Origin of the sequence: Lysobacter sp. OAE881, from assembly GCF_040546665.1 — a bacterium.
Classification (GTDB): Bacteria; Pseudomonadota; Gammaproteobacteria; order Xanthomonadales; family Xanthomonadaceae; genus Lysobacter_J; species Lysobacter_J soli.
In genome coordinates this window covers 2,489,512-2,515,778 of sequence record NZ_JBEPOG010000001.1, presented here as the reverse complement: position 1 = coordinate 2,515,778, position 26,267 = coordinate 2,489,512, and the positions used below count along the sequence as shown (strand labels likewise).

The 26,267-nt window shown below is 66.8% G+C and carries 18 protein-coding genes and 1 pseudogene; 14 read left to right on the top strand and 5 right to left on the bottom strand.

From position 1 onward, the window contains the following. Nucleotides 1-40: 40 nt before the first annotated feature. From greA to recJ, 3 genes and pseudogenes are all read left to right on the top strand, one after another. Nucleotides 41-517, top strand: coding sequence for a transcription elongation factor GreA (greA, locus tag ABIE51_RS11610; protein WP_192630853.1), 477 nt, complete (start codon nt 41-43; stop codon nt 515-517). Between the two features lie 10 nt (nt 518-527). Next, on the top strand, nt 528-1,481 hold the full coding sequence (locus tag ABIE51_RS11605; protein WP_192630852.1) for a phosphoglycerate mutase: 954 nt from the start codon (nt 528-530) through the stop codon (nt 1,479-1,481). After that, nucleotides 1,478-3,197: pseudogene (gene recJ / locus ABIE51_RS11600) on the top strand (single-stranded-DNA-specific exonuclease RecJ). The gene ABIE51_RS11605 and the pseudogene recJ overlap by 4 nt, the downstream one beginning before the upstream one ends. A gap of 22 nt (nt 3,198-3,219) precedes the next feature. On the opposite strand, the gene ABIE51_RS11595 reads toward recJ, so the two are convergent. After that, nucleotides 3,220-4,950, bottom strand: a complete 1,731-nt coding sequence (locus ABIE51_RS11595; protein ID WP_192630850.1) for a hybrid sensor histidine kinase/response regulator — start codon at nt 4,948-4,950, stop codon at nt 3,220-3,222. Nucleotides 4,951-4,962: 12 nt separating this feature from the next. Then, nucleotides 4,963-7,140, bottom strand: a complete 2,178-nt coding sequence (locus tag ABIE51_RS11590; RefSeq protein WP_192630849.1) for a transporter substrate-binding domain-containing protein — start codon at nt 7,138-7,140, stop codon at nt 4,963-4,965. Between the two features lie 57 nt (nt 7,141-7,197). Between ABIE51_RS11590 and ABIE51_RS11585 the strand changes: the two genes are divergently transcribed. The 7 genes from ABIE51_RS11585 (at nt 7,198) to ABIE51_RS11555 (ending at nt 15,897) form a co-directional block, all read left to right on the top strand. Beyond that, the gene (locus tag ABIE51_RS11585) at nt 7,198-7,824 is read left to right on the top strand and encodes a response regulator (protein ID WP_192630848.1); all 627 of its coding nucleotides are present in this window, start codon (nt 7,198-7,200) and stop codon (nt 7,822-7,824) included. A 107-nt stretch (nt 7,825-7,931) separates the two neighbouring features. Further along, nucleotides 7,932-8,549 (top strand): response regulator, encoded by a 618-nt coding sequence (locus ABIE51_RS11580; RefSeq protein ID WP_192630847.1) that lies wholly within the window; start codon nt 7,932-7,934, stop codon nt 8,547-8,549. 304 nt (nt 8,550-8,853) lie between these two features. After that, entirely contained in the window at nt 8,854-9,492 is a 639-nt protein-coding gene (locus tag ABIE51_RS11575; protein ID WP_115841530.1) for a YkvA family protein, read from the top strand. 90 nt (nt 9,493-9,582) lie between these two features. Beyond that, nucleotides 9,583-10,711, top strand: a protein-coding gene (gene prfB, locus ABIE51_RS11570; protein ID WP_192630846.1) for a peptide chain release factor 2 whose coding sequence is annotated in 2 segments (ribosomal slippage) — nt 9,583-9,657 and nt 9,659-10,711 — 1,128 coding nt in all. Because the reading frame shifts where the segments join, the coding sequence is not laid out codon by codon here. Between the two features lie 167 nt (nt 10,712-10,878). Then, nucleotides 10,879-12,402, top strand: coding sequence for a lysine--tRNA ligase (gene lysS, locus ABIE51_RS11565; RefSeq protein ID WP_192630845.1), 1,524 nt, complete (start codon nt 10,879-10,881; stop codon nt 12,400-12,402). A gap of 258 nt (nt 12,403-12,660) precedes the next feature. Continuing rightward, nucleotides 12,661-13,719, top strand: a complete 1,059-nt coding sequence (gene rpfG / locus ABIE51_RS11560) for a cyclic di-GMP phosphodiesterase response regulator RpfG (RefSeq protein WP_115841527.1) — start codon at nt 12,661-12,663, stop codon at nt 13,717-13,719. A 6-nt stretch (nt 13,720-13,725) separates the two neighbouring features. Next, the gene (locus ABIE51_RS11555) at nt 13,726-15,897 is read left to right on the top strand and encodes a response regulator (protein ID WP_192630844.1); all 2,172 of its coding nucleotides are present in this window, start codon (nt 13,726-13,728) and stop codon (nt 15,895-15,897) included. Between the two features lie 106 nt (nt 15,898-16,003). On the opposite strand, the gene ABIE51_RS11550 is transcribed toward ABIE51_RS11555, so the two are convergent. Further along, nucleotides 16,004-16,879, bottom strand: coding sequence for a crotonase/enoyl-CoA hydratase family protein (locus tag ABIE51_RS11550; protein WP_157031688.1), 876 nt, complete (start codon nt 16,877-16,879; stop codon nt 16,004-16,006). 165 nt (nt 16,880-17,044) lie between these two features. Continuing rightward, nucleotides 17,045-18,724, bottom strand: coding sequence for a long-chain fatty acid--CoA ligase (locus ABIE51_RS11545; RefSeq protein ID WP_192630843.1), 1,680 nt, complete (start codon nt 18,722-18,724; stop codon nt 17,045-17,047). A gap of 219 nt (nt 18,725-18,943) precedes the next feature. Between ABIE51_RS11545 and ABIE51_RS11540 the strand changes: the two genes are divergently transcribed. Next, nucleotides 18,944-19,354, top strand: a complete 411-nt coding sequence (locus ABIE51_RS11540; RefSeq protein WP_354504118.1) for a nuclear transport factor 2 family protein — start codon at nt 18,944-18,946, stop codon at nt 19,352-19,354. Nucleotides 19,355-19,640: 286 nt separating this feature from the next. On the opposite strand, the gene acnA is transcribed toward ABIE51_RS11540, so the two are convergent. Further along, complete coding sequence (gene acnA / locus ABIE51_RS11535; RefSeq protein ID WP_192630841.1) at nt 19,641-22,406, bottom strand: aconitate hydratase AcnA; 2,766 nt, start codon at nt 22,404-22,406, stop codon at nt 19,641-19,643. Between the two features lie 235 nt (nt 22,407-22,641). On the opposite strand from acnA, the gene ABIE51_RS11530 reads away from it, so the two are divergent. Genes ABIE51_RS11530 through acnB form a run of 3 tightly spaced genes read left to right on the top strand, consistent with a single transcriptional unit; the run spans nt 22,642 to nt 25,980 of the window. Then, complete coding sequence (locus tag ABIE51_RS11530; protein ID WP_115841523.1) at nt 22,642-22,887, top strand: AbrB/MazE/SpoVT family DNA-binding domain-containing protein; 246 nt, start codon at nt 22,642-22,644, stop codon at nt 22,885-22,887. Nucleotides 22,888-22,891: 4 nt separating this feature from the next. Next, entirely contained in the window at nt 22,892-23,356 is a 465-nt protein-coding gene (locus ABIE51_RS11525) for a type II toxin-antitoxin system VapC family toxin (RefSeq protein ID WP_157030369.1), read from the top strand. 38 nt (nt 23,357-23,394) lie between these two features. Beyond that, nucleotides 23,395-25,980: a bifunctional aconitate hydratase 2/2-methylisocitrate dehydratase gene (gene acnB, locus ABIE51_RS11520; RefSeq protein WP_192630840.1), complete on the top strand. Its 2,586-nt coding sequence runs from the start codon at nt 23,395-23,397 to the stop codon at nt 25,978-25,980. Nucleotides 25,981-26,267: the final 287 nt, after the last annotated feature.

The window sequence follows — 26,267 nt, the reverse complement described above, 5'->3', positions numbered from 1 at the left end:
CCGCCGGGCTCCCGCGCCCGGCGCACAGGAAGAACAAGCAATGCGAGCACCCATTACCCTTCAGGGCGCGCAGCGTCTGCGCGCCGAGCTGGAAGAATTGAAGTCGGTCAAGCGCCCGGCGGTGATCAACGCGATCGCCGAAGCGCGCGCGCACGGCGACCTCAAGGAAAACGCCGAGTACCACGCCGCCCGCGAGCAGCAGGGCTTCATCGAAGGCCGCATCAAGCAGCTTGAATCCGAGCTGTCGCATGCGCAGGTCATCGACGTGGCCTCGCTCAATGCCGGCTCGCGCGTCGTCTTCGGCGCCACGGTCGAGCTGGCCGACACCGAGACCGACGAAGAGCGTCGCTACCAGATCGTCGGCGACCTGGAAGCGGACATCAAACTCGGCCTGATCGCCATTTCGTCGCCGGTCGCGCGTGCGCTCATCGGCAAGCACGAAGGCGACACGATCACCATCGACGCGCCTGGTGGCACGCGCGAATACGAGATCGTCGGCGTCAGCTACGCCAGCTGATTCCCTTTCGATGATCACCTTGCTGCTGCCGCCGCGCGAACGCTTCGGCGGCCAGCGCCTGTCTGCCGATACCGGTCGGGCGCTCGCGCGCGGCGATCGCAGCGAACGGAGCGGCGATCAGCTGTCGAACGTGCTCGATGTGCTGCCGCGTGGCTGGCCCGTCGCCGCGGCGGCGCGCCAGCGCGATGCCGGCGATGCGGCGAACGCCGCCTGGCTTCGTGCCGACCCGGCCTACGTTCGTCCCGACATCAACGGCGCGCGCCTGCTGTCCTATGGCGAAGCGCTCGGCCTGACCGCGCAGGACGCCGCGGCGCTGCTCAAGCCGCTCAAGCCGCTGTTTGGCGATGCGGGGTTTCCGATCGACGCGCCGGTGCCGACGCGCTGGTATCTGCAACTGCCCATCGGCGCGAAGCTGCCTGACTTCACTTCGCCGGAGCAGGCCCTTGGCGCCGACCTCGTCGACGAACTGCCGCAGGGGCCGGAAGGCCGCCGCTGGCGTGCGCTGCTGAGCGAGGCGCAGGTCGTCCTGCACAATCACCCGCTCAATGCGCAGCGCGCCGCTGCCGGGCTCGCCCCGGTCAATTCGCTATGGTTCTGGGGCGCGGGTGCGCTGCCGGACCACGTGCGCTCGGACTACACGCACATCATGAGCGACGACGAGAGCGTGAGTGCGCTTGCTGCGTTGGCCGGCGTCGAGGTCGCGTCCAAGGCAGCGTCATGGAGCGGACGCGTTGAAGACGGCAATACGTTGATCGACCTGCGCGATGCGCGCGATCTCGCGGTGCTCGAACGCAGCTGGTTCGCGCCGCTCCTGAGCGCGCTGGTGCGTGGCGAACTGAAGCAGCTGCGTTTCGATTTCGACGATGGCGCGCGTTACGAGATCGCGCGCTCGCAGCGCTGGCGTTTCTGGCGCCGCCCGCTGATGTCATTCGTCGGCGCGACCGCCGTCAACGGGGCCGCATGAAGCCGGTCGCACGACTACGTCGTCGCGATTGCGTCGACCCCGGCCTCTGGCCCGACTCGATGCCATTGCTGCTGCGTCGCCTGTACGCGTCGCGCGGCGCGACGACGCCCGAACTCGCGCAGCCGCGCCTCGCGCAGCTGCATCCGCCGGAATTGCTTGGCGGCCTCGACGCGGCGACGGCGCTACTCGCCACGGCGATCGCCGAAGACCGCCACATCGTCGTCGTCGGAGATTTCGACTGCGATGGCGCCACCGCCTGCGCCGTCGGCGTGCGCGGGCTGCGCATGCTCGGCGCCAAGCGCGTGTCGCACGCCGTGCCTAACCGTATCGTGCACGGTTACGGCCTCTCGCCGGCGCTGGTGGACGAACTCGCCGCGTTGCAGCCCGACCTGCTGGTCACGGTCGATCACGGCATCGCCTGCCATGCCGGCATCACGGCGGCGAAGGCGCGCGGTTGGCAGGTGCTGGTTACCGACCACCACCTGCCGGGCGAACACCTGCCGCCGGCTGACGCCATCGTCGATCCGAACCTGCGTGGCGACGCCTTTCCGAGCAAGTGCCTCGCCGGCGTCGGTGTGATGTTCTACGTGCTGCTGGCGTTGCGCCGGCATCTGCGCGAGCGCGGCGCTTTCGCCGGGAAGGAACCCGACCTGCAGGTGCTGCTGGATCTGGTGGCGGTCGGCACGGTGGCCGACGTCGTGCCGCTCGATGCGAATAATCGCGCGCTCGTGGCCGCGGGCCTGCGGCGCTTGCGAGCCGGGCAGGGCAGTGCCCGGCCTGCGTGCGCTGATCGAGGTGTCGCAGCGCGATCCCGCCCGCCTTACGGCGACCGACATCGGCTACGCCGTCGGGCCGCGCCTCAATGCGGCGGGGCGCCTGGAAGACATGTCGCTGGGCATTGAATGCCTGCTCACCGACGACCTTGCACGCGCGCGTGACATCGCCGCGACGCTCAACGAGATCAACAGCGAACGCCGCGCCGTGCAGCAGCAGATGACGGACGACGCCGAACGCGCGCTCGCCCGCGTCGCGCTGGGCGACAGCGCACCGCCGGCGGCGATCTGCCTGTTCGACGCCGAATGGCATCCGGGCGTCGTCGGTCTCGTGGCGTCGAAGATGAAGGAGCGGCTGCATCGACCGGTCATCGCGTTCGCACCGGCCGAGCCCGGTAGCGAATCGTTGCGTGGTTCGGCTCGTTCGATCCCGGGTTTCCATATCCGCGACGCGCTCGCCGATGTGCACGCGCGGCATCCGCACCTGATCGAGCGCTTCGGCGGCCACGCGATGGCGGCGGGACTGTCGCTGCGCATGGAGGCCTTCGCCGCATTCGCCGAGGCGTTTCGCGATTCCGCCGCCACGTTGCTGACGCCTGAGCTGCTGCAGGCGGAACTGCTGAGCGACGGCGAGCTGTCCGCCGACGAGTTCTGCCGCGCCAGCGCCGAAGCGCTGCGCGACGGCGGGCCGTGGGGGCAGGGCTTCGCCGAACCGCAGTTCGATGGCGAGTTCGACGTGCTGGGCTGGCGCGTGGTCGGCGAGCGGCACCTAAAGCTCGAACTTGGCCTGGCCGGGCGTCGGCTCAACGCGATCGAGTTCGGCGGTTGGGGTGGCCTCGCTCCACCGCCGCGCGTGCGTATTGCCTACCGCCTGGAAACCGACGATTACCGCGGTGGCGAAGCCGTGCAGCTGGTCGTCGTGCATCGCGAAGCCGTGGCCTGACGGTTCGCGATACGCCGGCGGTTCAATCGACGCCGGCCTTGCTCTTCGTCACGAACTCGCCGAGTTCGGACAACGTGCCATTCACGCGTTGCAGCAAGCGCGTGATCTCGTCCGGCGATACCAACGTTCCGGTTTCCGCGGTGCGCGTGGCGATGCGCAGGTCCGCCGCCAGGTTGCGGTAGCCGAACGTTCCAAGCGCGCCGGTGATCCGGTGCAGGGCACGGCCCATCCGCTCGGCGTCGCGTTCCTCGTTCGAACGTCGCAGGTCGTCCAGGTCGCCGGGCAGGTTTGCGAGCAGATCCTCTGCGACGAGGCACACCGTTTCGCGCGAGCCGAAGCTGCGGGTCAGCATCGCGAGGTCGAGCGGTTCGAGAGACGGCTCCAACGGCGGAGCGGGGCTGGACGGTGCGGCGCTCGTGTCGAATACGATCGCATCAGGATCGGTGACGTCCGCCTCATCGTCGAGGTCCGCAGCGGGCTGGCGCGGAAGCCAGCGCTCGAGTTCGCGCATCATCTCGTCGAGTCCGATGGGCTTGCGCAGGTGGCCGTCCATGCCGACCTCACGGCAGCGCGCTTCGTCTTCCGACAGTACGCCCGCGCTCAGCGCGATGATCGGCAGGCGTGCCCGTCCTTCGGCGGCCTCGGCGGTTCGGATCGCCCGCGCCAGCGCGAAACCGTCCATTCCCGGCATCTGCAGGTCGGTGATGAGCAGATCGAAGTGCTCGGTCGCCAGCGCCGCGAGCGCCTGTTCGCCGCTCGACACCACGCGGCAGCGAAAGCCGAGTTCGCGCAGTTGCCGCTGCACGAGCAGGCGATTGGTCGAATGATCCTCGGCTACGAGAATGTGTCCGGCATGGGCGGCCATCGTCGTGCTTCGGGATGCTTCAACGCGTGCGCCGTCGCCCAGCGCCAGCGCGCACGCGCGTTGCACGTGCGTGGGAAGCAGCGGCTCGACGACGATGGCCGTTCGTGGCGCGTCGGGGCTGTCATCCACCAACGGGATGTAGCGCGCGGGCGAGGTCGAGTCGGGCGGAGCGTCGGAGAGGATCAGGTCCCCCTTCGACGGGTCGGTCACTACACACGCGCCGAACGCTTGCAGGGTCGAGGTGAGTGCGTCAGCAACATTGGCGTTATCGCTGCGCACGAGCATGTTGCGTCCGGCGAGCACGCGATCGGACGCGCTATGTCTTGCGACCTCGACCTCCAGTGTGAGCGAAATGCGGGTGCCGACGCCCGGCGTGCTTTCCAGTTCGAGTGCGGCCTGCATGCGTTCGGCAAGGCGCCGGGAGATCGCCAGCCCCAGTCCGCTGCCGCCATACGTGCGTGTGGTGCTCGCGTCGGCCTGCTTGAACGGCTGGAACAGCTTGCCCTGTTCGGACTGCGGAATGCCGATGCCGGAGTCGGTAACGCTCAGACACAAGGTCTGCTCATCGTCGCCGTTGCCAAGCACTACCAGCGACACGGCCACATAGCCGCTGCTGGTGAACTTGATCGCGTTGCTGAGCAGGTTGAGCAGGATCTGCCGGAGCCGCGTGGGATCGGCCACCACCAGGCCAGCCAGCGTCGGATCGATATGGCAGAGGCAGCGCAGTTGCTTGCGACGGCTGAGGTCCAGCACCAGCTCGATCGAGTTCGACACGAGCACGCGCAGGTCGGTCTCGACCGGTTCCAGTTCGATCGCTCCCGCCTCGATGCGCGACATGTCGAGCACGTCGTCGAGGATCGTACGCAGCGCCTGCGCGTAATCCTCCACCAGGCCGATGAGCTAGCGCTGGTCGTCGTTGACCTCGCTGCGGGACAGGATCTCGATGATGCTGTTGATGCCGGCCATTGGTGTGCGGATCTCGTGGCTCATCGCGGCGAGGAAGTTGGCGCGTGCGAGCGCGGCGCTTTCGGCCGACCGCTTCGCCGCCTCCAGCGCGTCCGCCTGCCGGTGCGACGCGGTGACGTCGACCCAGTAGCCGCTCCAGTGCACCAGTCCGTCGTCGAGCCGCCGCGCGACGGTGCTCATGCGGATCCAGCGATCCGGCGCGGGCGTTACGGTGCGGAAATCCAGCTCGATCGCGCCGAGGCTTGCGAAGGATGCCTCGAGTGCGTCCAGCAGCCGCGCGCGGTCGTCTTCGTGCACGAGCGATGCGAACGCCTCGCGCGGATGTTCGGAGAGTTCGGCGTGATCCTTCCCGAACAGCGCGAGCGTGTTGCCCGCGATGAAGGGCATGCGGAAAACGCCCGCGGCATCGCGCGTGAGCTTGAAGATCACGCCGGGCAGGTTGCGCGTGAGATCGCGCATCAGGCTGTCGGTCTTCTCGCGTCGGCGGATTTCCGTGCGCGTGCGCAGCCAGGCGAAGGCGAGCACCGCGAGCAGCAGCGCCGCCAGGGCCGAGCCGATGGCTACGGTCCGCCATTTCACGCCGCTGGAGACCTGCACTTCCAGCCATCCCGAGCGTATGCGCTGCTGCTCCTCGGCACTCAACGCCGCGAGCATCCGGTTGATCAGCGGAACGAGCGGCTGGTACTCGCCACGGACGGCGAAGACGAGATCCTCATCGAAACCCGCCGGCGCGGCCAGGCGCAGCGTGGGGTATTCGCCACGTCGTAGCGGCCGATCCGCCGAGATCATGTCGCCGACGTACGCATCCGCTTCGCCGCGCTCGACCGCCTTCAACCCGGCTGGAATGCTGGCGACCGGAACGACGATCGCGTTGGGCGCTTCGCCGATCACGCGCTTGGTGCGCGCAGGACCCAACACGGCGATGCGCTTTCCGTCCAGATCATCCAGCGCGCTGATCGGCCGGGCATTGGTGCGCATGACGATCACGAGGCTAACGCGGGTAAAGGCGGACGTTAGGGCCCAGTCAGGGCCGTGTGGCGCTCCCGCCGGCAGCGGCACGAGATCCACTTCGCCACTGCGCATGCGCTGGCGCAGGGCTTCGGTCGTGCCCGGGAACTCCCTTCCCACGCCAAGGCCGAGCCTGTCGTGCATCATCTGGACGTACTCACCGGCGATGCCGCTCATGCGCCCGTCATCGCCTCGGAAACTGATGGGCTCCCAATCGCTCGAATAGCCGATACGCGGCGGCCGCAGCTGGTCGAGCCACAGCTCCTCATCATGCGTCAGCGGAACGCGACCGGCGCGCAGGATCGGCAACGACGAGGCGCCGAGCCACTTGCGTTCGTATGCGAGCCGCCGTTGCGGCGTGATGCGGGCGAGCGCCTTGTCGATCATGCTCGCGAGGGGTTTTCGATCGTCGGGTACGGCGAAATGGAGGGTGTCGGCAGGCAGGTCGATCGGGCCGAGCACCGCGAGCGACGGCCACGCGTCGGTCGCGAGCGCGGCATGTGCGACGTAGGGGTTGCCTATGAAAACGTCGGCCTTGCCATGCAGGATGGCCTCGAAACCTTCCTGCGCGTTGACGACAGCGGTGATGCCCGCGCCGGGAAACCGGGCTCGCGCCGCGCGTTCGACCGAGGCGCCGCGTTCGACTGCGATGCGCGCCGACGCGAGCCGGTCGGGAGACAGCAGATCGCCGCGTGTCGCCGGCCCTACGGCGACCGGTGTCGCTTCTATGTAGGAGGCCGTGAACACCAGGCACGGCGTTCGCTCGGGTACGAGCGAGACGTTCATCAGCACGTCGACTTCGCGCCGACAGCCGCCTTCAAAGGCGTCCTCCCATGACGGATACGCACGCACTGCGATCCTCACACCCAGCTGTCGTGCGACGTCGTCGAGATATGTGGGCGCGAGGCCGGTCAGTGTTTCGTTTTCGTATCGCTCGAACGGTGGCCAGCCGCCGGTGTACATCGCGACCGTGATCGTCGGATGCGTGCGCAGCCACTCGCGTTCTTCATCGGTGAGTTCGATAGGCGCTGCATGCGCGAGATTTGCGATAAGCACAAGCAGCAGGCATGCGACACGACGGAACATCGCCAGCAGTGCATGCATGCGGGCACGGGGATATCCTATCCCCCCGGAAATTCCTGTCCCGGCGGGCGATCCCCCATGAACCTGCGAGTGTTCCTTGCCGACGATCATCCTGTCGTACTTCGCGGTGCGCGGGCGATCCTGGAAGCGAGCGGGATCGCTGTGGTGGGAGAAGCGCGTACCAGCGACGATCTGCTGGCGGCGTTGGAGAACGAAACCTGCGATGTCGTGGTGACCGACTTCGCGATGCCCAACAGCACGTCGCCCGATGGCGCTGAAATGATCAGGCAGTTGCGCGAACGCCATCCGCTGCTGCCGATCGTCGTGATGACGATGATCGGGAATGTCGGGATCCTAGACTCGCTGCTGCGCGCGGCCGTTCTGGGCGTCGTTGAAAAGACCGAGGACATGGAAATCCTCCCGATGGCCGTGAAGTCGGCGGCCAACCGCCGGGTGTTCATCTCGCCTGGCCTGCGGCGGCAACTGGACGCGATGGGCAAGCGTCGAGGTCGCGGCACGTTAAGTGCGCGTGAAGCCGAGATCATCCGCCTGCTGGCGTCGGGGCTGACGGTAACAGAGATCGCCCAGCAGTTGGATCGAAGCCTGAAGACCATCAGTCGGCAGAAGATCGATGCCATGCGCAAGCTGGGCCTGGAGAACGAGGCGGAGCTGTATGCGTACGCGCGGGAGAACGGTCTGACCTGAGCGGCAGGCGTCGCGGCGTAAGGCCTGGGCCGGTTCCGGATCAATCCGATGGCCGGTGAGGCCGGCGGAGCGCACACTGCGCGGGCTGTCGGAGGAACGGCTGGACCATGCATACACGTGTCGTAATCGCGGACGACCACCTGCCGGTGCTCGCATCCGTCGGCGCCGCGGTGGCGGCGACAGGCGCGACGGTGGTGGCGCGTGCGCGATCGCCCGATGAACTGCTCGCCGCGCTGCACGAACTGCCGTGCGACCTGCTGGTGTGCGACTACGCGATGCCGGTCGACGCGCAGGTCGATGGCATCGAAATGGTTCACGGGATCCGGTCGCAGTGGCCGGAACTGCCGGTCATCATGCTGACGACGATGTCGAACGGGGTGATCCTGCGTGCGCTGCTCGAGTCGGGCGTGCGCGGCTTGATCGACAAGGCCGCCCCCGCGCTGGAATTGCATGCCGCGATCCGTGCCGTCGAGCAGGGCGATACCGTCGTGAGCCCAAGCTTCACCGAGGCGATCGCCGGATACGCCGCGCATCTGGACGAGCCCGTGTTGTGGCGCGAAATTGCCCGGATGTTCGAACGCGGCCGTTCGACCAGCGAGATCGCGGCAATGCTCGGTGTGCCCGTTTCGTGCGTGGAGCGGCACGTGCTCGCATCCATCGCAGAAGGCGACGAGGACACTCCCAAGACGGAATCCCAGCGCCATCCACGCGAACCGCACCGCTGACGAGGGATCCCGACGCGAAGCCTCAAACCGACGCGACTGCCTGCGCGTCCGGCGAGCGGCGTCGACAATATCGCGATAGTCACGGAGGCGTGCATCGAGCGGCCGTCGCGTTGCGTGCGGGGGAGGACGAGAGAGTAGAGCTCCCGCTCGCCGCTGCCGACCAGAGAAATCTGAGGAAAGTCGACTCGGTCCGTTTCGTTCAGGATCCTTCCCGGGGACGCTCTTGGCGCGGCGGGCTTGACGCCGTCGAAACATTCCCGGACCTAGGCTGAACAGCCTTCCCCCAGCCTCGGGAGTCCGTGCCATGCCGCTGACGATCAACATCGATCTTTCAGACGAGGACCTGCAGCACTTTGCCGGCGTGGTCGAGTCGGCCCGAAAGGAAGCATCGGACAAGAGCAACGCCGAAGTCGTCGAAGCGGCAACGCAGCTCGCCACCAAGGCGAGCCAGAGCAACCCGCCGCAGTTCGTCAAAGACCGCCTGTTGATGCTGGATTCGCTGATCGCGATGCTTCGCGATGAAGGCTGGGCGCTGTCGGAGGCCGACGCGGCGAACGTGCGTTCCGCGCTGGCGTACTTCGTTTCCGCGGGCGACGCGATTCCCGACAACGTGCCCGTGCTGGGCTTCATCGACGACGCGATCATGATCGAGCTCTGCGCGCGCGAGCTGCGCCACGAGATAGAGGCCTACGACGACTTCTGCGACTTCCGCCAGCGCGAAGCCGAGCGCCGCAAGCTCGATCCCGCCAGCGTCGGTCGCGCGGACTGGCTGGAAGGGCGCCGCGACGAACTCCAGGAGCGCATGCACAAGCGCCGCAATCGCGACTTCCGCGGCGGCTTCGGCAGTGGGTTCGGGACCGGGTTCGGCGGCAGCAGCGGCTACGGCCCGGTGCGGCGCTATTCCGATACGGGCTGGCGTCCGGGCCCGTTCCGGTTCCGCTGAAGCACTGGCGGCAATCGCCCGCCTGCGGACCAGCGGCGGGCGAGCGCGTTTGTTAGAATCGGCGGTTCACCATCGCGATTCGAAACGGACATGATCGAGCTCAATCCCGTCCGCCAGCGCATCGCCGACCTCACCGGTCGGCTGGATGCGCTCAGGGGGTATCTTTGACTACGACCGCAAGGTCGAACGTCTTGAAGAAGTAAACCGCGAACTGGAAAGCCCGGACGTCTGGAACGACGCCGAACGCGCCCAGTCGCTGGGCCGTGAGCGCTCCTCGCTGGACAAGGTGGTCGGCGGCATCCGCGACCTCACCGATGGCCTCGTCGGCGCGGGCGAACTGCTCGAACTGGCCGAGATGGAGGACGACGAAGGCACCGCGCAGGCCGTGGTGGACGACGTCGAGCGTTACGCGAAGGACGTCGAGAAGCTCGAATTCCAGCGCATGTTCTCCGGCAAGATGGACGGCACCAATGCGTTCGTCGACATCCAGGCCGGCGCGGGCGGCACCGAGGCGCAGGACTGGGCCGAAATCCTGCTGCGCATGTACCTGCGCTGGGCCGAGTCGCGCGGCTGGAAGGCCGAGCTGATGGAAGTCAGCGGCGGCGATGTCGCCGGCATCAAGTCGGCGACCTTCCGCGTCGAGGGCGATTTCGCCTACGGCTGGCTCAAGACCGAAACCGGCGTGCACCGCCTGGTGCGCAAGTCGCCGTTCGATTCGGACAACCGTCGGCACACGAGCTTCACTTCCGTGTTCGTTTCGCCGGAGGTTGACGACAAGATCGACATCGAGATCAATCCGGCGGACCTGAAGACCGACGTGTACCGCTCTTCGGGCGCGGGCGGCCAGCACGTGAACAAGACCGAGTCCGCGGTGCGCATCACTCACGTGCCGTCGGGAATCGTGGTGGCGTGCCAGACCGAGCGCAGCCAGCACGCCAACCGCGACCGCGCGATGAAGATGCTCGCGGCGAAGTTGTACGAGCTGGAAATCCAGAAGCGCAACGCCGAGCGCGATGCCGTGGAAGCGACCAAGTCCGACATCGGCTGGGGCAGCCAGATCCGCAACTACGTGCTCGACCAGAGCCGCATCAAGGACCTGCGCACGGGCATCGAACGCAGCGACACGCAGAAGGTCCTCGACGGCGACCTGGACGAATTCGTCGAGGCGAGCCTGAAATCCGGCCTGGAGGCCGGTTCGAAACGCGCCGACGCGGTCTGATCGCGCCGATCGGACCTGGATCGCCATGCCCGCGAAAGCGGGCATCCTGCGACTTTTGCATTTGAACGCGGGAGCCAAGAAACTGGGGCCCGCTGTCGAGGGGATGACGGCGCGCCGCGCGCCGTCCCCGAACACCTCCGCTCCATTCCTTCCGATTTTTCCGACCGATGACCGACCACACGCCCGCCACCGCCACGCCCGCCGACGAGAACTTCCTGATCGCCGAGCGTCGCGCCAAACTCACGGCGCTGCGCGGTGAGGGCGGCATCGCCTTTCCGAACGATTTCCGTCGCGACGAATACGCCGGCGATCTGCAAACGCAGTTCGCCGACGCCGAAACGTGGACCGCCGAGGCGCTCGAAGCCAAGGGCCAGCGCGTCGCCATCGCCGGCCGGATCCTGCTCAAGCGCGTGATGGGCAAGGCCAGCTTCGTGCAGATCCAGGACGAATCCGGACGCATCCAGCTGTTCCTGCAGGCGAACGTGCTCGGCGAGGTCTACGACGCGTTCAAGGGCTGGGACGTCGGCGACATCGTCGGCGCGCAGGGCACGCTCACGCGCACCAAGACGGGCGAGCTATCGGTAAAGGCCGACGTGCTGCGCCTGCTGACCAAGTCGCTGCGTCCGCTGCCGGACAAGTTCCACGGCCTGGCGGACGTCGAGCAGCGCTATCGTCAGCGTTATGTCGACCTGATCGTCTCGCCCGAGGCGCGCGAGGTGTTCGTCAAGCGCAGCAAGATCATCCGCGCGATGCGTGCATGGCTGGACGCCCGCCGTTTCCTGGAAGTGGAAACGCCGATGATGCATTACATCCCCGGCGGCGCCGCGGCCAAGCCGTTCGTCACGCATCACAATGCGCTCGACCTGGAACTGTTCCTGCGCGTGGCGCCGGAGCTGTACCTCAAGCGTCTGGTCGTCGGCGGCCTGGAGCGGGTGTACGAGATCAACCGCAACTTCCGCAACGAAGGCGTGTCCACGCGCCACAACCCGGAATTCACGATGCTCGAACTGTACGAGGCCTACGCCACGTACACCGAGATCATGGACCTGACCGAAGGCCTGATCCGCGACGTCGCCGTGCAGGTGCTCGGTACCACCCAGACGCATTGGGACGGCGCCGACATCGACCTGGGGCCGGCGTTCCGCCGCTGGCGCCTGGACGAGGCGGTGCGCCACTACAACCCGGAGATTTCCCCTGCCGACTGCACCGATCGCGACGCGCTCGTACGCCATTGCGAACGCCTGAAGGTGCCGGTGAAGTCCGGGTATGGCTGGGGCAAGCTGCTCCTGGAAATCTTCGAGAAGACCGCCGAGCACCAGCTCGTGCAGCCGACCTTCATCACCCATTACCCCGTCGAGGTCTCGCCGCTGGCGCGTGAAAGCGACAGCGAGAAGGGCATCACCGACCGCTTCGAGTTGTTCGTCAACGGCAAGGAGCTGGCCAACGGCTTCTCCGAGCTGAACGATCCGGAAGACCAGGCCGAGCGCTTCCGCGCGCAGGTCGCGGCGAAGGAGGGCGGGGACGACGAGGCGATGCACTTCGACGCCGACTACATCCGCGCCCTGGAAGTCGGCCTGCCGCCCACGGGCGGCCTGGGCATCGGCATCGACCGTCTGGTGATGCTGATGACCGGCTCGGCCTCGATCCGCGACGTGCTGCTGTTCCCCTACATGCGTCCGGAAGCCGGTTGAGACAGGCGGGCGGGGTTCGGCGTCCCGCGGGCCACGCGCGTGGGGTGGGAGCCGGAGCGCGCATGACTGGACGGCGGATCGGTGGCCCCGGCTCAGTGAGCGACGGCACATCGTGGTGAAGCGCAGCTAAAGCTGACGCACACCTCAGCCGATTCCCATATCAAGTCGGGTCGTTTCCCGGCTGCGGGCGCCGCCGGCCCGGGGTATGCTCCTCTCACTGGCCACCACAGGGGGTGGCGGCTCCTACGGAACCCGGATGTGAACGTCGTCATCGTCGATGACCAAACCTCAGCGCGCACGATGCTGCGCCACATCATCGAGGACATCTCGTCCGAGCTGCATGTGTCCGATTTTGGTGACCCCGAGGCCGCACTGGGCTGGTGCGAATCGAACCAGCCCGACCTGCTCCTGCTGGACTACCGTATGCCGGCGCTGGACGGGCTGGAGTTCGCCCGCCGATTCCGCCGCCTCCCGCTTCACCGCGACATCCCGATCATCCTGGTGACGGTGGTCGGCGACGAGCCGATCCGCCAGGCCGCCCTGGAAGCGGGCGTCATCGACTTCCTGGTCAAACCGGTCCGTCCGCGCGAACTGCGCGCCCGCTGCCGCAACCTCCTGCAGCTGCGCCAGCAATCGGAAAACGTGAAGCAACGCGCGCTCTCGCTCGAGCAGCGTCTGCTTTCGAGCATGCACGAGGTGGAAGAGCGCGAGCGCGAAACGCTCTCGCGACTGGCGCGCGCGATCGAGTATCGCGACGCCGGCACCAGCGCCTACCTGGAACGAATGGCGCACATCGCTGGCCTGATCGCCGAGCAGTTGGGCATGTTCGAGGACGAAGTCCGCGTCATCGAAATGGCCGCGCCGCTGCACGACATCGGCAAGATCGCCATTCCCGATGCGGTGCTGATGAAGGCCGGCCCGCTGTCGGAAGACGAGACCGCGGTCATGCGCCGTCATCCGCGCATCGGCTATGAACTGCTCAGCGGCAGCCAGAACCGCTTCATCCAGGCCGGCGCTCTGATCGCGCTGCGCCATCACGAACGCTACGACGGCAGTGGGTATCCCGATGGCCTGCGCGGGGAGGAAATCCCGTTGGAAGCCAGGATCGTCGCGGTTGCCGACGTATTCGATGCGCTGATCTCGCCCCGCCCGTACAAGAAGGCCTGGGACGTGGACGCGGCGCTGGGTTATCTCTACGCGCAGCGTGGTCGGTTGTTCGATCCGCGCTGCGTCGACGCGCTGATCCGCAGCCGCGAGCGGCTTGAGGACATCTGCAACCGGTTCTCGACGGTATCAGCGCGTCCCGGCCTGGAGTGAGCCGCGATGTTGAACCTGCTGCGCCATCTGAAAAAGGAACTTTCGCGGCGCCCGGACAGTGAGCATGGTCAAGCCTTCGTGCGCCTGGCGGTGCTTTCCGTCGTGCTGGTCTACATGCTCGTGCGCGGCGCAACCGGTGCATTGCCGTCGAAGGAATACGTCAACGTCCTGAAGATGGTGGAAACCGGCTTCGTGGTCGGTGCGTTCCTGATCGCCTGGATCCTGTGGCGGCCGCGCAAGTCGCACCTGCGCCGCATCATCGGCATGATCTCCGACTACGGCCTGATGGCCGCGGCGATGATCCACATCGGCGAGCCGCTGGCCTGGGTCTACGTGATCCTGATGTGGGTCACGATCGGCAACGGCCTGCGCTTCGGCAACGGCTACCTCTATGGTGCCGTGGCGATGGCGTTCGCCAGTTTCGGCGCGGTGGTCGCGTCCAACGAATACTGGCTCTCCAACCGCGTGCTGGGTGTGGGCCTGCTGCTTGGCCTGGTCGCCATTCCCTTGTATCTCTCCGGCCTGCTGCGGGCGCTCACGACGGCGACCGACGAGGCGCGTCGCGCCAACGAAGCGAAGAGCCGCTTCCTGGCGAACATGAGCCACGAGTTCCGCACGCCGCTCAACGGCTTGGCGGGCATGTCGGAGCTGCTCGCGACGACGAAGCTCGACAACGAGCAGCGCGAGTGCCTGAGCACGATCCAGGCATCCACGCGCAGCCTGCTGTCGCTGGTCGAAGACGTGCTGGACATCTCCGCGATCGAAGCCGGCAAGCTGAAGCTCGATCGCGTCGATTTCACCCCGCGCGAGCTGATGGATGCCATCAGCCTGATCCTTCAGCCGCAGGTGCGCGCCAAGCAACTCCAGTACGAGGTCACGATCGGGCGCGACGTGCCTGAGGTCCTGCGCGGCGACGTCGGCCATGTGCGCCAGATCCTGATCAACCTCGCCGGCAACGCGGTGAAGTTCACCGATCAGGGCGCGGTGCGCGTGGATGTGGGCGTCGCCGATGCGACCGCCGAACGTGTGCGCCTGCGCTTCGTCGTGACCGATACCGGCATCGGCGTTCCTGCCGCGATGCGCCAGCGCCTGTTCAAGCCCTTTGAACAGGCCGACGTAAGCCTGGCGCGGCGCTATGGCGGCACGGGTCTGGGTACCACCATCGCGAAGGGGCTCGCCGAAGGCATGGGCGGCAGCATCGGCTACGAGCCCGTGGAAGGCGGCGGCAGCCGCTTCTGGGTCGAGCTTCCGTTCGAGCGCGCCGAGATCATTCCGCAGGCCGAAGAGCAGGCCGCGCCGGAGCAGGGGCAGCCCGAGACCGCGCCGAACGTCATCGCGTTCTCCGATCCCTTCCTGCGCCATCGCGCGCGGGTACGCAGCCTTTCGATCATCGTTGCCGACGACCACATCGCCAACCGCATGGTGTTGCAGCGCCTGCTGCAGAAGGCGGGGCATCGCGTGCTCTGCGTCGAAGGTGGCGAGGAAGTGCTAAACGCACTGACCACGTCGGACTACGACGCGGTCATCACCGACCTGCACATGCCCGATGTCAGCGGCCTGGACCTGCTGCGCCAGCTGCGCGTCATGGAAGCCGGCAGCGGTCGACGCACGCCGGTGCTGATCCTCTCCGCCGACGTCACGACGGAGTCGATCCAGGCCTGCGAACAGGCCGGCGCACGGGCGTTCCTGTCCAAGCCCGTGTCGACCACGCGCCTGCTGGACACGCTGGCCGACATCGCCGCGAACCAGCGCGTCGCCACGACGGTGGTCGCACCCGCGCGCAGCGTCGCGGTGGCTACCGACAGCCACTTCGACCCCTCGGTGCTGGACGAACTGGGCGCGCTCGGCATGGGCGCCGGCTTCGAGCGCGAGTTCATCGCGCAGTGCCTGATCGACGCCGAAAAGTGCCTGCAACAGATCGAAGCCTGCGCGCAGCGCGTCGACTGGGAGCGCACACGCGACCAGGCGCACGCGCTCAAGGGCGTGGCGAGCAACCTGGGATTGATCAAGCTGGCCGCCATCAGCGGCGAGTTGATGCGCCTGCCGGACTGGCAGCTGGCGCGCGACTGGGCATCACACCTGGCCCGCTTGCGGGAACGGCTGACGCAGGGCAGGGCGGCGCTCGAAGCCCGCGAACGGCAGCGTGCCGCGCGCGGCGAAGGCGAGCGCTCCCCCTGATCCCGGGCCGGAGGTTCGGCCCGTTCGTCCCCATGTTGCCTGCCCGTGATGCCGGTGTTGCCTGCAGGGCCAGAGTGTTCCGGTCAACCGGTTTCCCTGGCAGCCGTCAGGCGGCCGCTTCCGTTCCCGAACGGCGCTCCTGTGCCTTCACGATGCGCTCCATCGTCCGCAGCGCCTTGTCGCCCAGCGCGAGCGCCGTGTCGACCCATACCTCGGTGATGCCCATCAGCTCGTCATAACCGACCGGCTGGCCGATGCCACGAACGGCGTTCATCGCGAGGTGCGCATGCGGGGCGCGCTGCTGGCGACGGATCACGTCATTGACGGCGGCTTCGCCTTCGCCCTTCGGCACGAGGATGTCGACCACGCCCATGCGGTGCCATTCCTCGGCCGGCGCGATCGTGCCTTCCAGGATCAGGCGCTCGGCGAGCTGCGGCGTAACGCGCTTGCACAGGAACGAATACGCGCCCATGCCCGGGAACAGGCCGAACAGCACCTCCGGCAAGCCCATCTCGGCGCCTTCCTCGGCGACGATGGTGTGGCACGACAGTGCGAGCTCCAGGCCGCCGCCCAGCGCATCGCCCTGGATGAGCGCGATGGTGCGCACGTCGCCACCCAGGCCGGTATGGAAGTGGTGCACGCCTTCGACGCAACGACGCGCATAGGCGAGCAGATGTTCGCGATCGTTCGCGCGGATCAGTTGCGAGAACAGTTGCAGGTCGCCGCCGAGGTTGAACGCATGCGGCGCGGAGGATGCGAGCACGACATGGCGAAGGCGCCCGCTCTGGCGCTGGTTCTCGCGCAGCGTGATCGAGTTGAGGAAGCTCCACATGTCGTCCATGAGTTCCGTGCGGAAGCACGGACGCGCGCCCTGGGTGTGGTCGTTGTGCATGTACATCCAGTGCGTGTCACCCGCGGGGTCGGATTCGACGCGCAGGGTCGGGTAGGCGCGCGTGCGGTGCAGTTTCTCGATCGTGCTCATGTTGCGGTCCTCGGCATCGCCGCCCGCAGGCAGGGTGTGGGCAGCGAGCGGCAGGGGAGTTTTGCCCACGGGGCGATGCTACACCGCGAAAACTCGACAAAAGAGAAAGCCCCTCCGCGAGGGGAGGGGCTTTCATGAAGCGTCCGACAAACGGGCAGGATGGGTTCAGCGTGCTGCCGGTGCGTCCCGCAGTTCGCGTCGCAGGATCTTGCCGACGTTCGTCTTCGGAAGCTCGGTCCGGAATTCGACGTAGCGTGGATGCTTGTAGCCGGTGAGGTTCTCGCGCGCGTGCGCCTTGACCTGCTCGGCGGTCAGCGCCGGGTCCTTCTTGACGATGACGACCTTGACCGCCTCGCCGGACTTCTCGTCCGGAACGCCGACGGCCGCGACTTCAAGCACGCCCGGCATCATCGCGATGACGTCCTCGACCTCGTTCGGGTACACGTTGAAGCCCGACACCAGGATCATGTCCTTCTTGCGGTCGACGATGTAGAAAAAGCCCTTCTCGTCCATGCGCGCCATGTCGCCGGTATGCAGCCATCCGTCGGCGTCGATCGCCGCCGCGGTGTCTTCCGGCCGCTTCCAGTAGCCCTTCATGACCTGCGGGCCACGCAGGCACAGTTCGCCCACTTCGCCCTGCGGCAGCGCGTTGCCGGCTTCGTCCTTGACGCAGGCGTCGGTGGACGGGATCGGCAGGCCGATGGCGCCGTTGTAGTCGGCCAGGTCCATCGGGTTGATGCACGCCGCCGGCGCCGATTCGGTCAGGCCGTAGGCTTCCACCAGCGTCGAGCCGGTGACCTGCTTCCAGCGTTCGGCCACCGAGCGCTGCACGGCCATGCCGCCGCCCAGCGTGAGGTGCAATCCCGAGAAATCCACTTCATCGAAGCCCGGCGTGTTGAGCAGGCCGTTGAAGAGCGTGTTGACGCCGGTGATCGCGGTGAAACGCGTGCTCTTGAGCTCCTTGACGAACGCCTTCATGTCGCGCGGGTTGGTGATCATGTGGTTCAAGCCGCCGAACTTCATGAAGACCAGGCCGTTCGCCGTCAGCGCGAAGATGTGGTACAGCGGCAGCGCGGTGATGATCACCTCTTCGCCCATGCGCACGTTCGTGCCGACCCACGCGGCCGCCTGCTGCATGTTGGCGACCATGTTGCGGTGGGTGAGCATCGCGCCCTTCGCCACGCCCGTGGTGCCGCCGGTGTACTGCAGGAAGGCGATGTCGTTCGGTTCGATGTCGACCGTCGGCAGCGTGTGCCGCTGGCCCAGCGCCAGTGCGTCGCGGAAGCGGATCGCGCCGGGCAGGTCGTACTCCGGCACCATCTTCTTGACGTACTTCAGGACGAAATTGACGATCGCGCCCTTCGGGAAGCCGAGCATGTCGCCCAGGCCGGTCGTGATCACCTGCTTGACCTGCGTATCGGCGATCACTTCCTGCACGGTGTGCGCGAAGTTGTCGAGCACGAAGATCACGCTCGCGCCCGAATCCACCAGCTGGTGCTTCAGCTCGCGCGCGGTGTACATCGGATTGGTGTTGACCACCGTCAGTCCTGCGCGCAGCACGCCGAACGTGGCGATCGGGTACTGCAGGCAGTTGGGCATCATGATCGCGACGCGATCGCCCTTCTTGAGCTTCAACTCGCCCAGCAGGTACGCGGCGAACTGCGCGCTGAGCTGGTCGATTTCGGCGTAGGTGAGGGTCTTGCCGAGGTTGGCGAACGCAGGGCGGTCGCGGTAATTCTCGATGGCGCTTTCCAGCACGGCGACGACGGACGGAAACTCATCCACATCGATTTGGGCCGGAACCCGCTCGGGGTACTGTGCCAGCCACGGACGTTCGAAACTCATCGCGATCCCCTCTCCATCGCTGTTGATCAGGCCCGTCGGTCGCATTCCATGGATGCTCCACCGTACGGTTTCTCTGGATTGGAGCATGGGGCGCGAGGACTGGCAAGGCGCGGTGCGGCGTGGTTTTGGCGCCGACGCTCCGTGGCAGGATGGAGTGGTCGTGCGATGCGAAGGGGAACGATTGGAATGTGGAAGGGACGGGTTTTCATAGGCGTGGTCGTGGCTGCATGCCTGGCGCTCCTGACGGTCGCCTGCGGGCGCACCCCACCGGAGAAGCGCCTGCGGGAAACGATGGGCGAACTCCAGGCGGCGATCGAAACGAAGGATGCCGCGGCGCTGGACGAGGTGCTGGCCGAGGATTTCGTCGGGCCCAGCGGGCTGGATCGCAATGGTGCGCGCCGCCTGGCGCAGCTGATGTTTCTTCGCCATGGCGCGATCGGCGCGAACGTGGGGCCGATCTCGATTGACATGACGCCCGGACATGCGACGGCGAGATTCAACGTAGCGCTGACCGGCAGTTCTGGCCAATTGCTGCCGGATACGGCAAGGCTGTACGACGTCACGACCGGATGGCGCGAGGTCGATGGCCAGTGGCGGATGACGAGCGTGGAGTGGGTCGGGCGGTTGTAGCGTTTGGCTGCGTCTACACGCCGACCAGCGCGAGGCGCGGGCTGATCATTGGAGCGGGCGGCGTCGACGTGGAAACTCCGCCGACCCTCACCCAACCCCTCTCCCGATGGGGAGAGGGGCTTCAAACAAAGGCGTGGGTTACAACCCTTCTTGGCTGCCAGCTGCCGCAGCACGTAACGCAGGATGCCGCCGTGGTGGGTAAAGAAGGACGGCTTGCGCGGCACTGCCGCGCGTCCTTCTGAACGCCCGCCGCGTGAGCGGCGGGCCGGCTTCCGCCGTTCCGGAGTTACAGCGACTTCTTGGCGGCGAGCTGCCGCAGCACGTAATGCAGGATGCCGCCGTGGCGGAAGTACTCGACTTCCTTCGGCGTCAGCAGCATCACCTTCACTTCGAACGAAACCGTGCTGCCGTCCTTGCGCGTGGCAGTGACGGTGGCGCGCTTGGATTCGCCATCCTGCAGGCCGGTGACGCTGAAGGTTTCCGAGCCGTCCAGCCCCAGCGTCTGCGCGTTCTCGCCTTCCTTGAACAGCAGCGGCAGCACACCCATGCCGACCAGGTTGGAACGGTGGATGCGCTCGAAGCTCTCGGCGATCACGGCCTTGACGCCCAGCAGGTTGGTGCCCTTGGCGGCCCAGTCGCGCGAGGAACCGGTGCCGTACTCCTTGCCGGCCAGCACCACCAGCGGCACGCCGTCGGCCTTGTACTTCATCGCCGCGTCGTAGATCGACAGCTTTTCCGGCGCCGCGCCGTCCTTGCCGAAGTACAGCGTGTTGCCGCCTTCCTCGCCGCCGAACATCAGGTTCTTGATGCGGATGTTCGCGAACGTGCCGCGCACCATCACGTCGTCGTTGCCGCGACGGCTGCCGTAGCTGTTGAAGTCCGCCGGCTGCACGCCGCGCGAGATCAGGAAGCGACCCGCCGGCGAATCCTTCTTGATGTTGCCCGCCGGCGAGATGTGGTCGGTGGTGATCGAGTCGCCGAACAGCCCCAGCACGCGCGCGTCATGGATGTCGTCGATTGTGCCCACCTGCATGCTCATGCCGTCGAAGTACGGCGGGTTCTTGATATAGGTCGAGGCTTCGTCCCACGCGAACGACTCGCCTTCCGGCGAAGCGATCGTGTTCCAGCGCGTGTCGCCCTTGAACACGTCGGCGTAGTTCTGCGCGAACAGCTCGGGCCCGACGGTGGCGGCGATGACGTCGCCGATTTCCTTGTTCGTCGGCCAGATGTCGCGCAGGAACACATCCTGCCCGTCGGCGCCCTTGCCGAGCGGTTCGCGGCTCAGGTCGATGTCGACCGTGCCGGCGATCGCGTACGCCACCACCAGCGGCGGCGAGGCGAGGTAGTTCATCTTCACTTCCGGATGCACGCGGCCTTCGAAATTGCGGTTGCCCGACAGCACGGAGGCGACGACGAGGTCGCCCGCGGCGATCCCGGCGCTGACTTCGGTCGGCAGCGGGCCGGAATTGCCGATGCACGTCGTGCAGCCGTAGCCGACGACGAAGAAGCCGAGCTTTTCCAGATCGTCGAGGACGCCGGCCTTGCGCAGGTAATCGGTGACCACCAGCGAGCCCGGCCCGAGCGAGGTCTTCACCCACGGCTTCGCCTTCAGGCCCAGCTTCGCCGCGTTGCGCGCGAGCAGGCCCGCGCCCAGCATCACCGCCGGATTGGACGTGTTGGTGCACGAGGTGATCGCGGCGATCACTACCGCGCCGTCCTTCAGCCGCACGTTCTCGTCCTTGATGCGGATGTCGGCCATGCCCTTGTGCAGCGATTCGTTGCCGACCGCCGCACCGCCGCCTTCGGCGACGAAATTGGCCACGTCGGGAGAGCGCTTGTCGCGACCGGCCGTCAGCGGACCGAGGTTGTCGCGGTAGTTCTGCTTCACGTCGACCAGCAGCACGCGGTCCTGCGGGCGCTTCGGACCGGCGAGCGAGGGCTTCACGTCGCCCAGGTCGAGTTCGAGCGTCGTCGAATACGCCGCTTCCGGCGCGCCCGGTTCGTGCCACAGGCCCTGCGCCTTCGCGTAGGCCTCGACCAGCGCGATCTGCGCGTCGCTGCGGCCCGACAGGCGCAGGTAATTAAGCGATTCGGCGTCGATCGGGAAGATGCCGCAGGTCGCGCCGTATTCGGGCGCCATGTTGGCGATGGTCGCGCGATCGGCCAGCGGCAGATGCTGCAGGCCGTCGCCGAAGAACTCGACGAATTTGCCGACGACGCCCAGCTTGCGCAGCATCTGCGTGACGGTGAGCACCAGGTCGGTCGCGGTCGTGCCTTCCGGCAGTGCGCCGGTGAGCTTGAAGCCGACCACCTGCGGAATCAGCATCGACGAGGGCTGGCCGAGCATCGCCGCTTCGGCCTCGATGCCGCCCACGCCCCAGCCCAGCACGCCGATGCCGTTGATCATCGTGGTGTGGCTGTCGGTACCGAAGACGGTGTCGGGGAAGGCGAGCTGCTCGCCGTCGACGTCGCGTTCGACCACCACGCGCGCCAGGTTCTCCAGGTTCACCTGGTGGACGATGCCGGTGTTCGGCGGCACGACCTTGAAGTTGTCGAACGCCTTCTGGCCCCAGCGCAGGAAGCTGTAGCGCTCCATGTTGCGCTGGAATTCGATCTTGCCGTTGAGGTCAAGCGCGTCGGGCGTGCCGAACACGTCGACCTGGACGGAGTGGTCGATCACCAGTTCGGACGGGATCAGCGGATTGATCTGGCGCGGATTGCCGCCGAGCTTCGTCACCGCGTCGCGCATCGCGGCCAGGTCGACCACGCAGGGCACGCCGGTGAAGTCCTGGAGCACCACACGCGCGGGCATGAAGGCGATTTCGGTATCCGGCTCGGCCTTGCAGTCCCACTTCGCGACCGCCTCGATGTGCTCGGGCCCGACCGTCACGCCGCCGTCCTCATGGCGCAACAGGTTTTCCAACAGGATCTTCATGGAATAGGGCAGGCGGCCGATATCGAACCGTTCGCCCAGTGCCGGCAGGCTGAAATAGGTGAGCGAACGTCCGCCGACGTCGAGCGTGCGGCGGGTCTGGAAGGAGTCTTGGGACACGGGGGCCTCCTGGCGGCTGGGCTGAATGGCGAGTCTGGCTCGGAGAGGGGACAAGACCCGGTCGATTATCCGCTGCGCGCGTTAACACGCCGACCGGACGATGGTCTTACATCCTGAACAGGGTTCCCATTGTGCGCTTGCCCTGCCATGCTGAATTGAGTATGGGCGGGAAGGTATGTATCATTCATGCATACCGAATCCGTCGGTACGCAACCATCAAGCCAAGAGGTCGACCGTGGAAGCCATCGTGGCCGAGCGTGGCCAGATCACGCTGCCCAAGGCCGTGCGCGACGCGCTGGGCCTGACCAAGGGCACCCATCTGAAGGTGGAACTGGAAGGCGGGCGCATCATCCTGCGCAAGAACGTCGACGATGCGATTTCGCGTGCCCGCGGCCGTTTCAAGCTTCCCGAAGGCGTGACCACCGACGATGTCATGCGCGAACTGCGCGGGCGCGCCCCGGGCGATCCGGTGGACGTCTGACGCGATGACCACCGCGGCCAGCAACACCATCGCGATCGACACGTCCGTCCTGATCGACCTGCTCGGCGAAGACGCCGGCATGGCCGACGCCGCGGAGCAGTGCGTCCGCGACGCGCTGGCGCAGGGCCCGGTCGTGCTGTGCGACGTGGTGGTCAGCGAGATCACCGCCGGGCTTGGGCACGGCACCGACATCATGGACGTCGTCGAGGAGATGGGGATGCGCTACCTGCCCGTGGAGCGCCGTTCCGCGATCCGCGCAGGCGAGATGCAGCGCCGCTTCAACCAGCGCCGCGCCGCGGGGCAGGGCAGCCAGCTCTCGCCGCGAACAGTCCCTGACTTCATCGTCGGCGCCCATGCGCTGCTGCAGTGCGCCGGCCTGATCACCCGCGATGCCGGGTTTTTCCGCGACTACTTCAAGGGCCTGAAGATCATCGTGCCCAAGACGTTGGCGGGCACGCCGGCCGCTTGAACCGAACACTCGAACTGACGCTTTTCCTGGAGAGAACCATGTTGGAAGCCTATCGCCACCACGTTGCCGAGCGCGCCGCGCTGGGCATCCCGCCGCTGCCGCTGACCGCGCAGCAGACCGCCGACGTCATCGAACTGCTGAAGGCTCCGCCGGCGGGCGAGGAAGGCTTCCTGCTCGACCTCATCACCAACCGCGTGCCGGCCGGCGTGGACGATGCCGCGAAGGTGAAGGCGTCCTACCTTGCCGCCGTCGCCTTCGGCACCGAGAAGAACGCGCTGATCTCGCGCGCGCGTGCCACCGAGCTGCTGGGCACGATGCTCGGCGGCTACAACATCCACCCGCTGGTGGAACTGCTGGACGACGCCGAAGTCGGCACCGTTGCCGCCAATGCGCTCAAGCACACGCTGCTGATGTTCGACGCCTTCCACGACGTGCAGGAAAAGGCCGAGAAGGGCAACGCGAACGCCAAATCCGTGCTGCAGAGCTGGGCCGACGCCGAGTGGTTCACCAGCCGTCCGGAAGTGCCGGAGTCGATGACCATCACCGTGTTCAAGGTGACCGGCGAGACCAACACCGACGACCTGTCGCCGGCCCCCGACGCGACGACGCGCCCGGACATCCCGCTGCACGCGCTGGCGATGCTGAAGAACAAGCGCGACGGCATCGAGCCGGAAGAAGACGGCAAGCGGGGCCCGGTCGCCTTCATCGAATCGCTGAAGGCCAAGGGCCACCTGGTCGCCTATGTCGGCGACGTCGTCGGCACCGGCTCCAGCCGCAAGTCCGCCACCAACTCGGTGCTGTGGTTCACGGGCGAGGACATTCCCTTCATCCCGAACAAGCGCTTCGGCGGCGTGTGCCTGGGTTCGAAGATCGCGCCGATCTTCTACAACACCATGGAAGATGCCGGCGCGCTGCCGATCGAACTCGACGTGTCGCAGATGCACATGGGCGACGTGGTCGAGCTGCGTCCGTACGAGGGCAAGGCGCTGAAGAACGGTGAAGTCATCGCCGAGTTCTCGGTGAAGTCGGACGTGCTGTTCGACGAAGTCCGCGCTGGCGGCCGCATCCCGCTGATCGTCGGCCGCGGCCTGACCGCCAAGGCGCGTGAAGCGCTGGGCCTGGCGCCGTCGACGCTGTTCCGCCTGCCGCAGAACCCGGCCGACACCGGCAAGGGCTACTCGCTGGCGCAGAAGATGGTCGGTCGCGCCTGCGGCCTGCCGGAAGGTAAGGGCATCCGCCCGGGCACGTACTGCGAGCCGAAGATGACCTCGGTGGGTTCGCAGGACACCACCGGTCCGATGACCCGCGACGAGCTGAAGGACCTCGCGTGCCTGGGCTTCTCGGCCGACCTGGTCATGCAGTCGTTCTGCCACACCGCCGCCTACCCGAAGCCGGTGGACGTGAAGACGCACCACGAGCTGCCGGCCTTCATCAGCAACCGTGGCGGCATCGCGCTGCGCCCGGGCGACGGCGTGATCCACAGCTGGCTCAACCGCATGCTGCTGCCTGACACCGTCGGCACCGGCGGCGACTCGCACACGCGTTTCCCGGTGGGTATCTCGTTCCCGGCCGGCTCGGGCCTGGTCGCCTTCGCGGCGGCCACCGGCGTCATGCCGCTGGACATGCCGGAATCGGTGCTGGTGCGCTTCAAGGGTGAGATGCAGCCAGGCGTCACGCTGCGCGACCTGGTCAACGCGATCCCGCTGGCCGCGATCAAGCAGGGCCTGCTCACCGTCGCCAAGCAGGGCAAGAAGAACATCTTCTCCGGCCGCATCCTCGAAATCGAAGGCCTGCCGCACCTGAAGGTCGAACAGGCGTTCGAGCTGTCCGACGCCTCGGCCGAGCGTTCGGCCGCCGGCTGCACGGTGAAGCTAGACAAGGAGCCGATCATCGAATACCTCACCAGCAACATCACGCTGCTGAAGTGGATGATCGCCGAGGGCTACGCCGATCCGCGCTCGCTCGCCCGCCGCATCAAGGCGATGGAAGCGTGGTTGGCCGACCCGCAGCTGCTGGAAGGCGACGCCGATGCCGAGTACGCCGCGGTCATCGAGATCGACCTGAACCAGATCGTCGAGCCGATCCTGGCCTGCCCGAACGATCCGGACGACGTGAAGACGCTGTCCGACGTCGCCGGCGCCAAGATCGACGAGGTCTTCATCGGTTCGTGCATGACCAACATCGGCCACTTCCGCGCCGCCGCGAAGCTGCTGGAAGGCAAGCGCGACATCCCGACGCGCCTGTGGGTCGCCCCGCCGACCAAGATGGACGCCTCCGAGCTGACGAAGGAAGGCCACTACGGCACCTTCGGCACGGCCGGCGCACGCATGGAAATGCCGGGCTGCTCGCTGTGCATGGGCAACCAGGCGCAGGCGCGCGAGGGTGCGACGGTGTTCTCCACCTCGACCCGCAACTTCCCGAACCGCCTGGGCCGCAACACCAACGTGTACCTGGGTTCGGCCGAGCTGGCCGCCATCTGCTCGCGCCTGGGCCGCATCCCGACGCGCGAGGAATACATGGCCGACATCGGCGTGATCAACGCGAAGGGCGCCGAGATCTACCGCTACATGAACTTCGACCAGATCGAGGATTACCGCCAGGTAGCGGAGACGGTCGCGGCCTGATCGGCGACGACTTCATGCGACCAATAAAACCCCGGCTTCGGCCGGGGTTTTTGTTTGGCGATGGCTAGTCGGCGGAAGCGGCGAATGACGCACCGCGCAACAACCTGCGTCCGGCGTCGCAATCCTCGAACAAACCGCGACTTCTGGCCGCCGGTTCCGATCCACTGCGTGACAACAGTCAAGGACTTGCGTCCTGTGCCGCTATCTCATAGGCGGCACGCAGGGGGAAGCGACATGAGAACGGACAAGCCGGCCCGGTCAGACCGGGTGGAGCAGGCAATGCGCTG

Bases quoted from the DNA above. Each gene is read 5' to 3' on its own strand.
- greA (WP_192630853.1), top strand. From the start codon at position 41: ATGCGAGCACCCATTACCCTTCAGGGCGCGCAGCGTCTGCGCGCCGAG.
- ABIE51_RS11605 (WP_192630852.1), top strand. From the start codon at position 528: ATGATCACCTTGCTGCTGCCGCCGCGCGAACGCTTCGGCGGCCAGCGC.
- ABIE51_RS11590 (WP_192630849.1), bottom strand. From the start codon at position 7,140: ATGCATGCACTGCTGGCGATGTTCCGTCGTGTCGCATGCCTGCTGCTT.
- ABIE51_RS11585 (WP_192630848.1), top strand. From the start codon at position 7,198: ATGAACCTGCGAGTGTTCCTTGCCGACGATCATCCTGTCGTACTTCGC.
- ABIE51_RS11580 (WP_192630847.1), top strand. From the start codon at position 7,932: ATGCATACACGTGTCGTAATCGCGGACGACCACCTGCCGGTGCTCGCA.
- ABIE51_RS11575 (WP_115841530.1), top strand. From the start codon at position 8,854: ATGCCGCTGACGATCAACATCGATCTTTCAGACGAGGACCTGCAGCAC.
- lysS (WP_192630845.1), top strand. From the start codon at position 10,879: ATGACCGACCACACGCCCGCCACCGCCACGCCCGCCGACGAGAACTTC.
- ABIE51_RS11555 (WP_192630844.1), top strand. From the start codon at position 13,726: ATGTTGAACCTGCTGCGCCATCTGAAAAAGGAACTTTCGCGGCGCCCG.
- ABIE51_RS11550 (WP_157031688.1), bottom strand. From the start codon at position 16,879: ATGAGCACGATCGAGAAACTGCACCGCACGCGCGCCTACCCGACCCTG.
- ABIE51_RS11545 (WP_192630843.1), bottom strand. From the start codon at position 18,724: ATGAGTTTCGAACGTCCGTGGCTGGCACAGTACCCCGAGCGGGTTCCG.
- ABIE51_RS11525 (WP_157030369.1), top strand. From the start codon at position 22,892: ATGACCACCGCGGCCAGCAACACCATCGCGATCGACACGTCCGTCCTG.
- acnB (WP_192630840.1), top strand. From the start codon at position 23,395: ATGTTGGAAGCCTATCGCCACCACGTTGCCGAGCGCGCCGCGCTGGGC.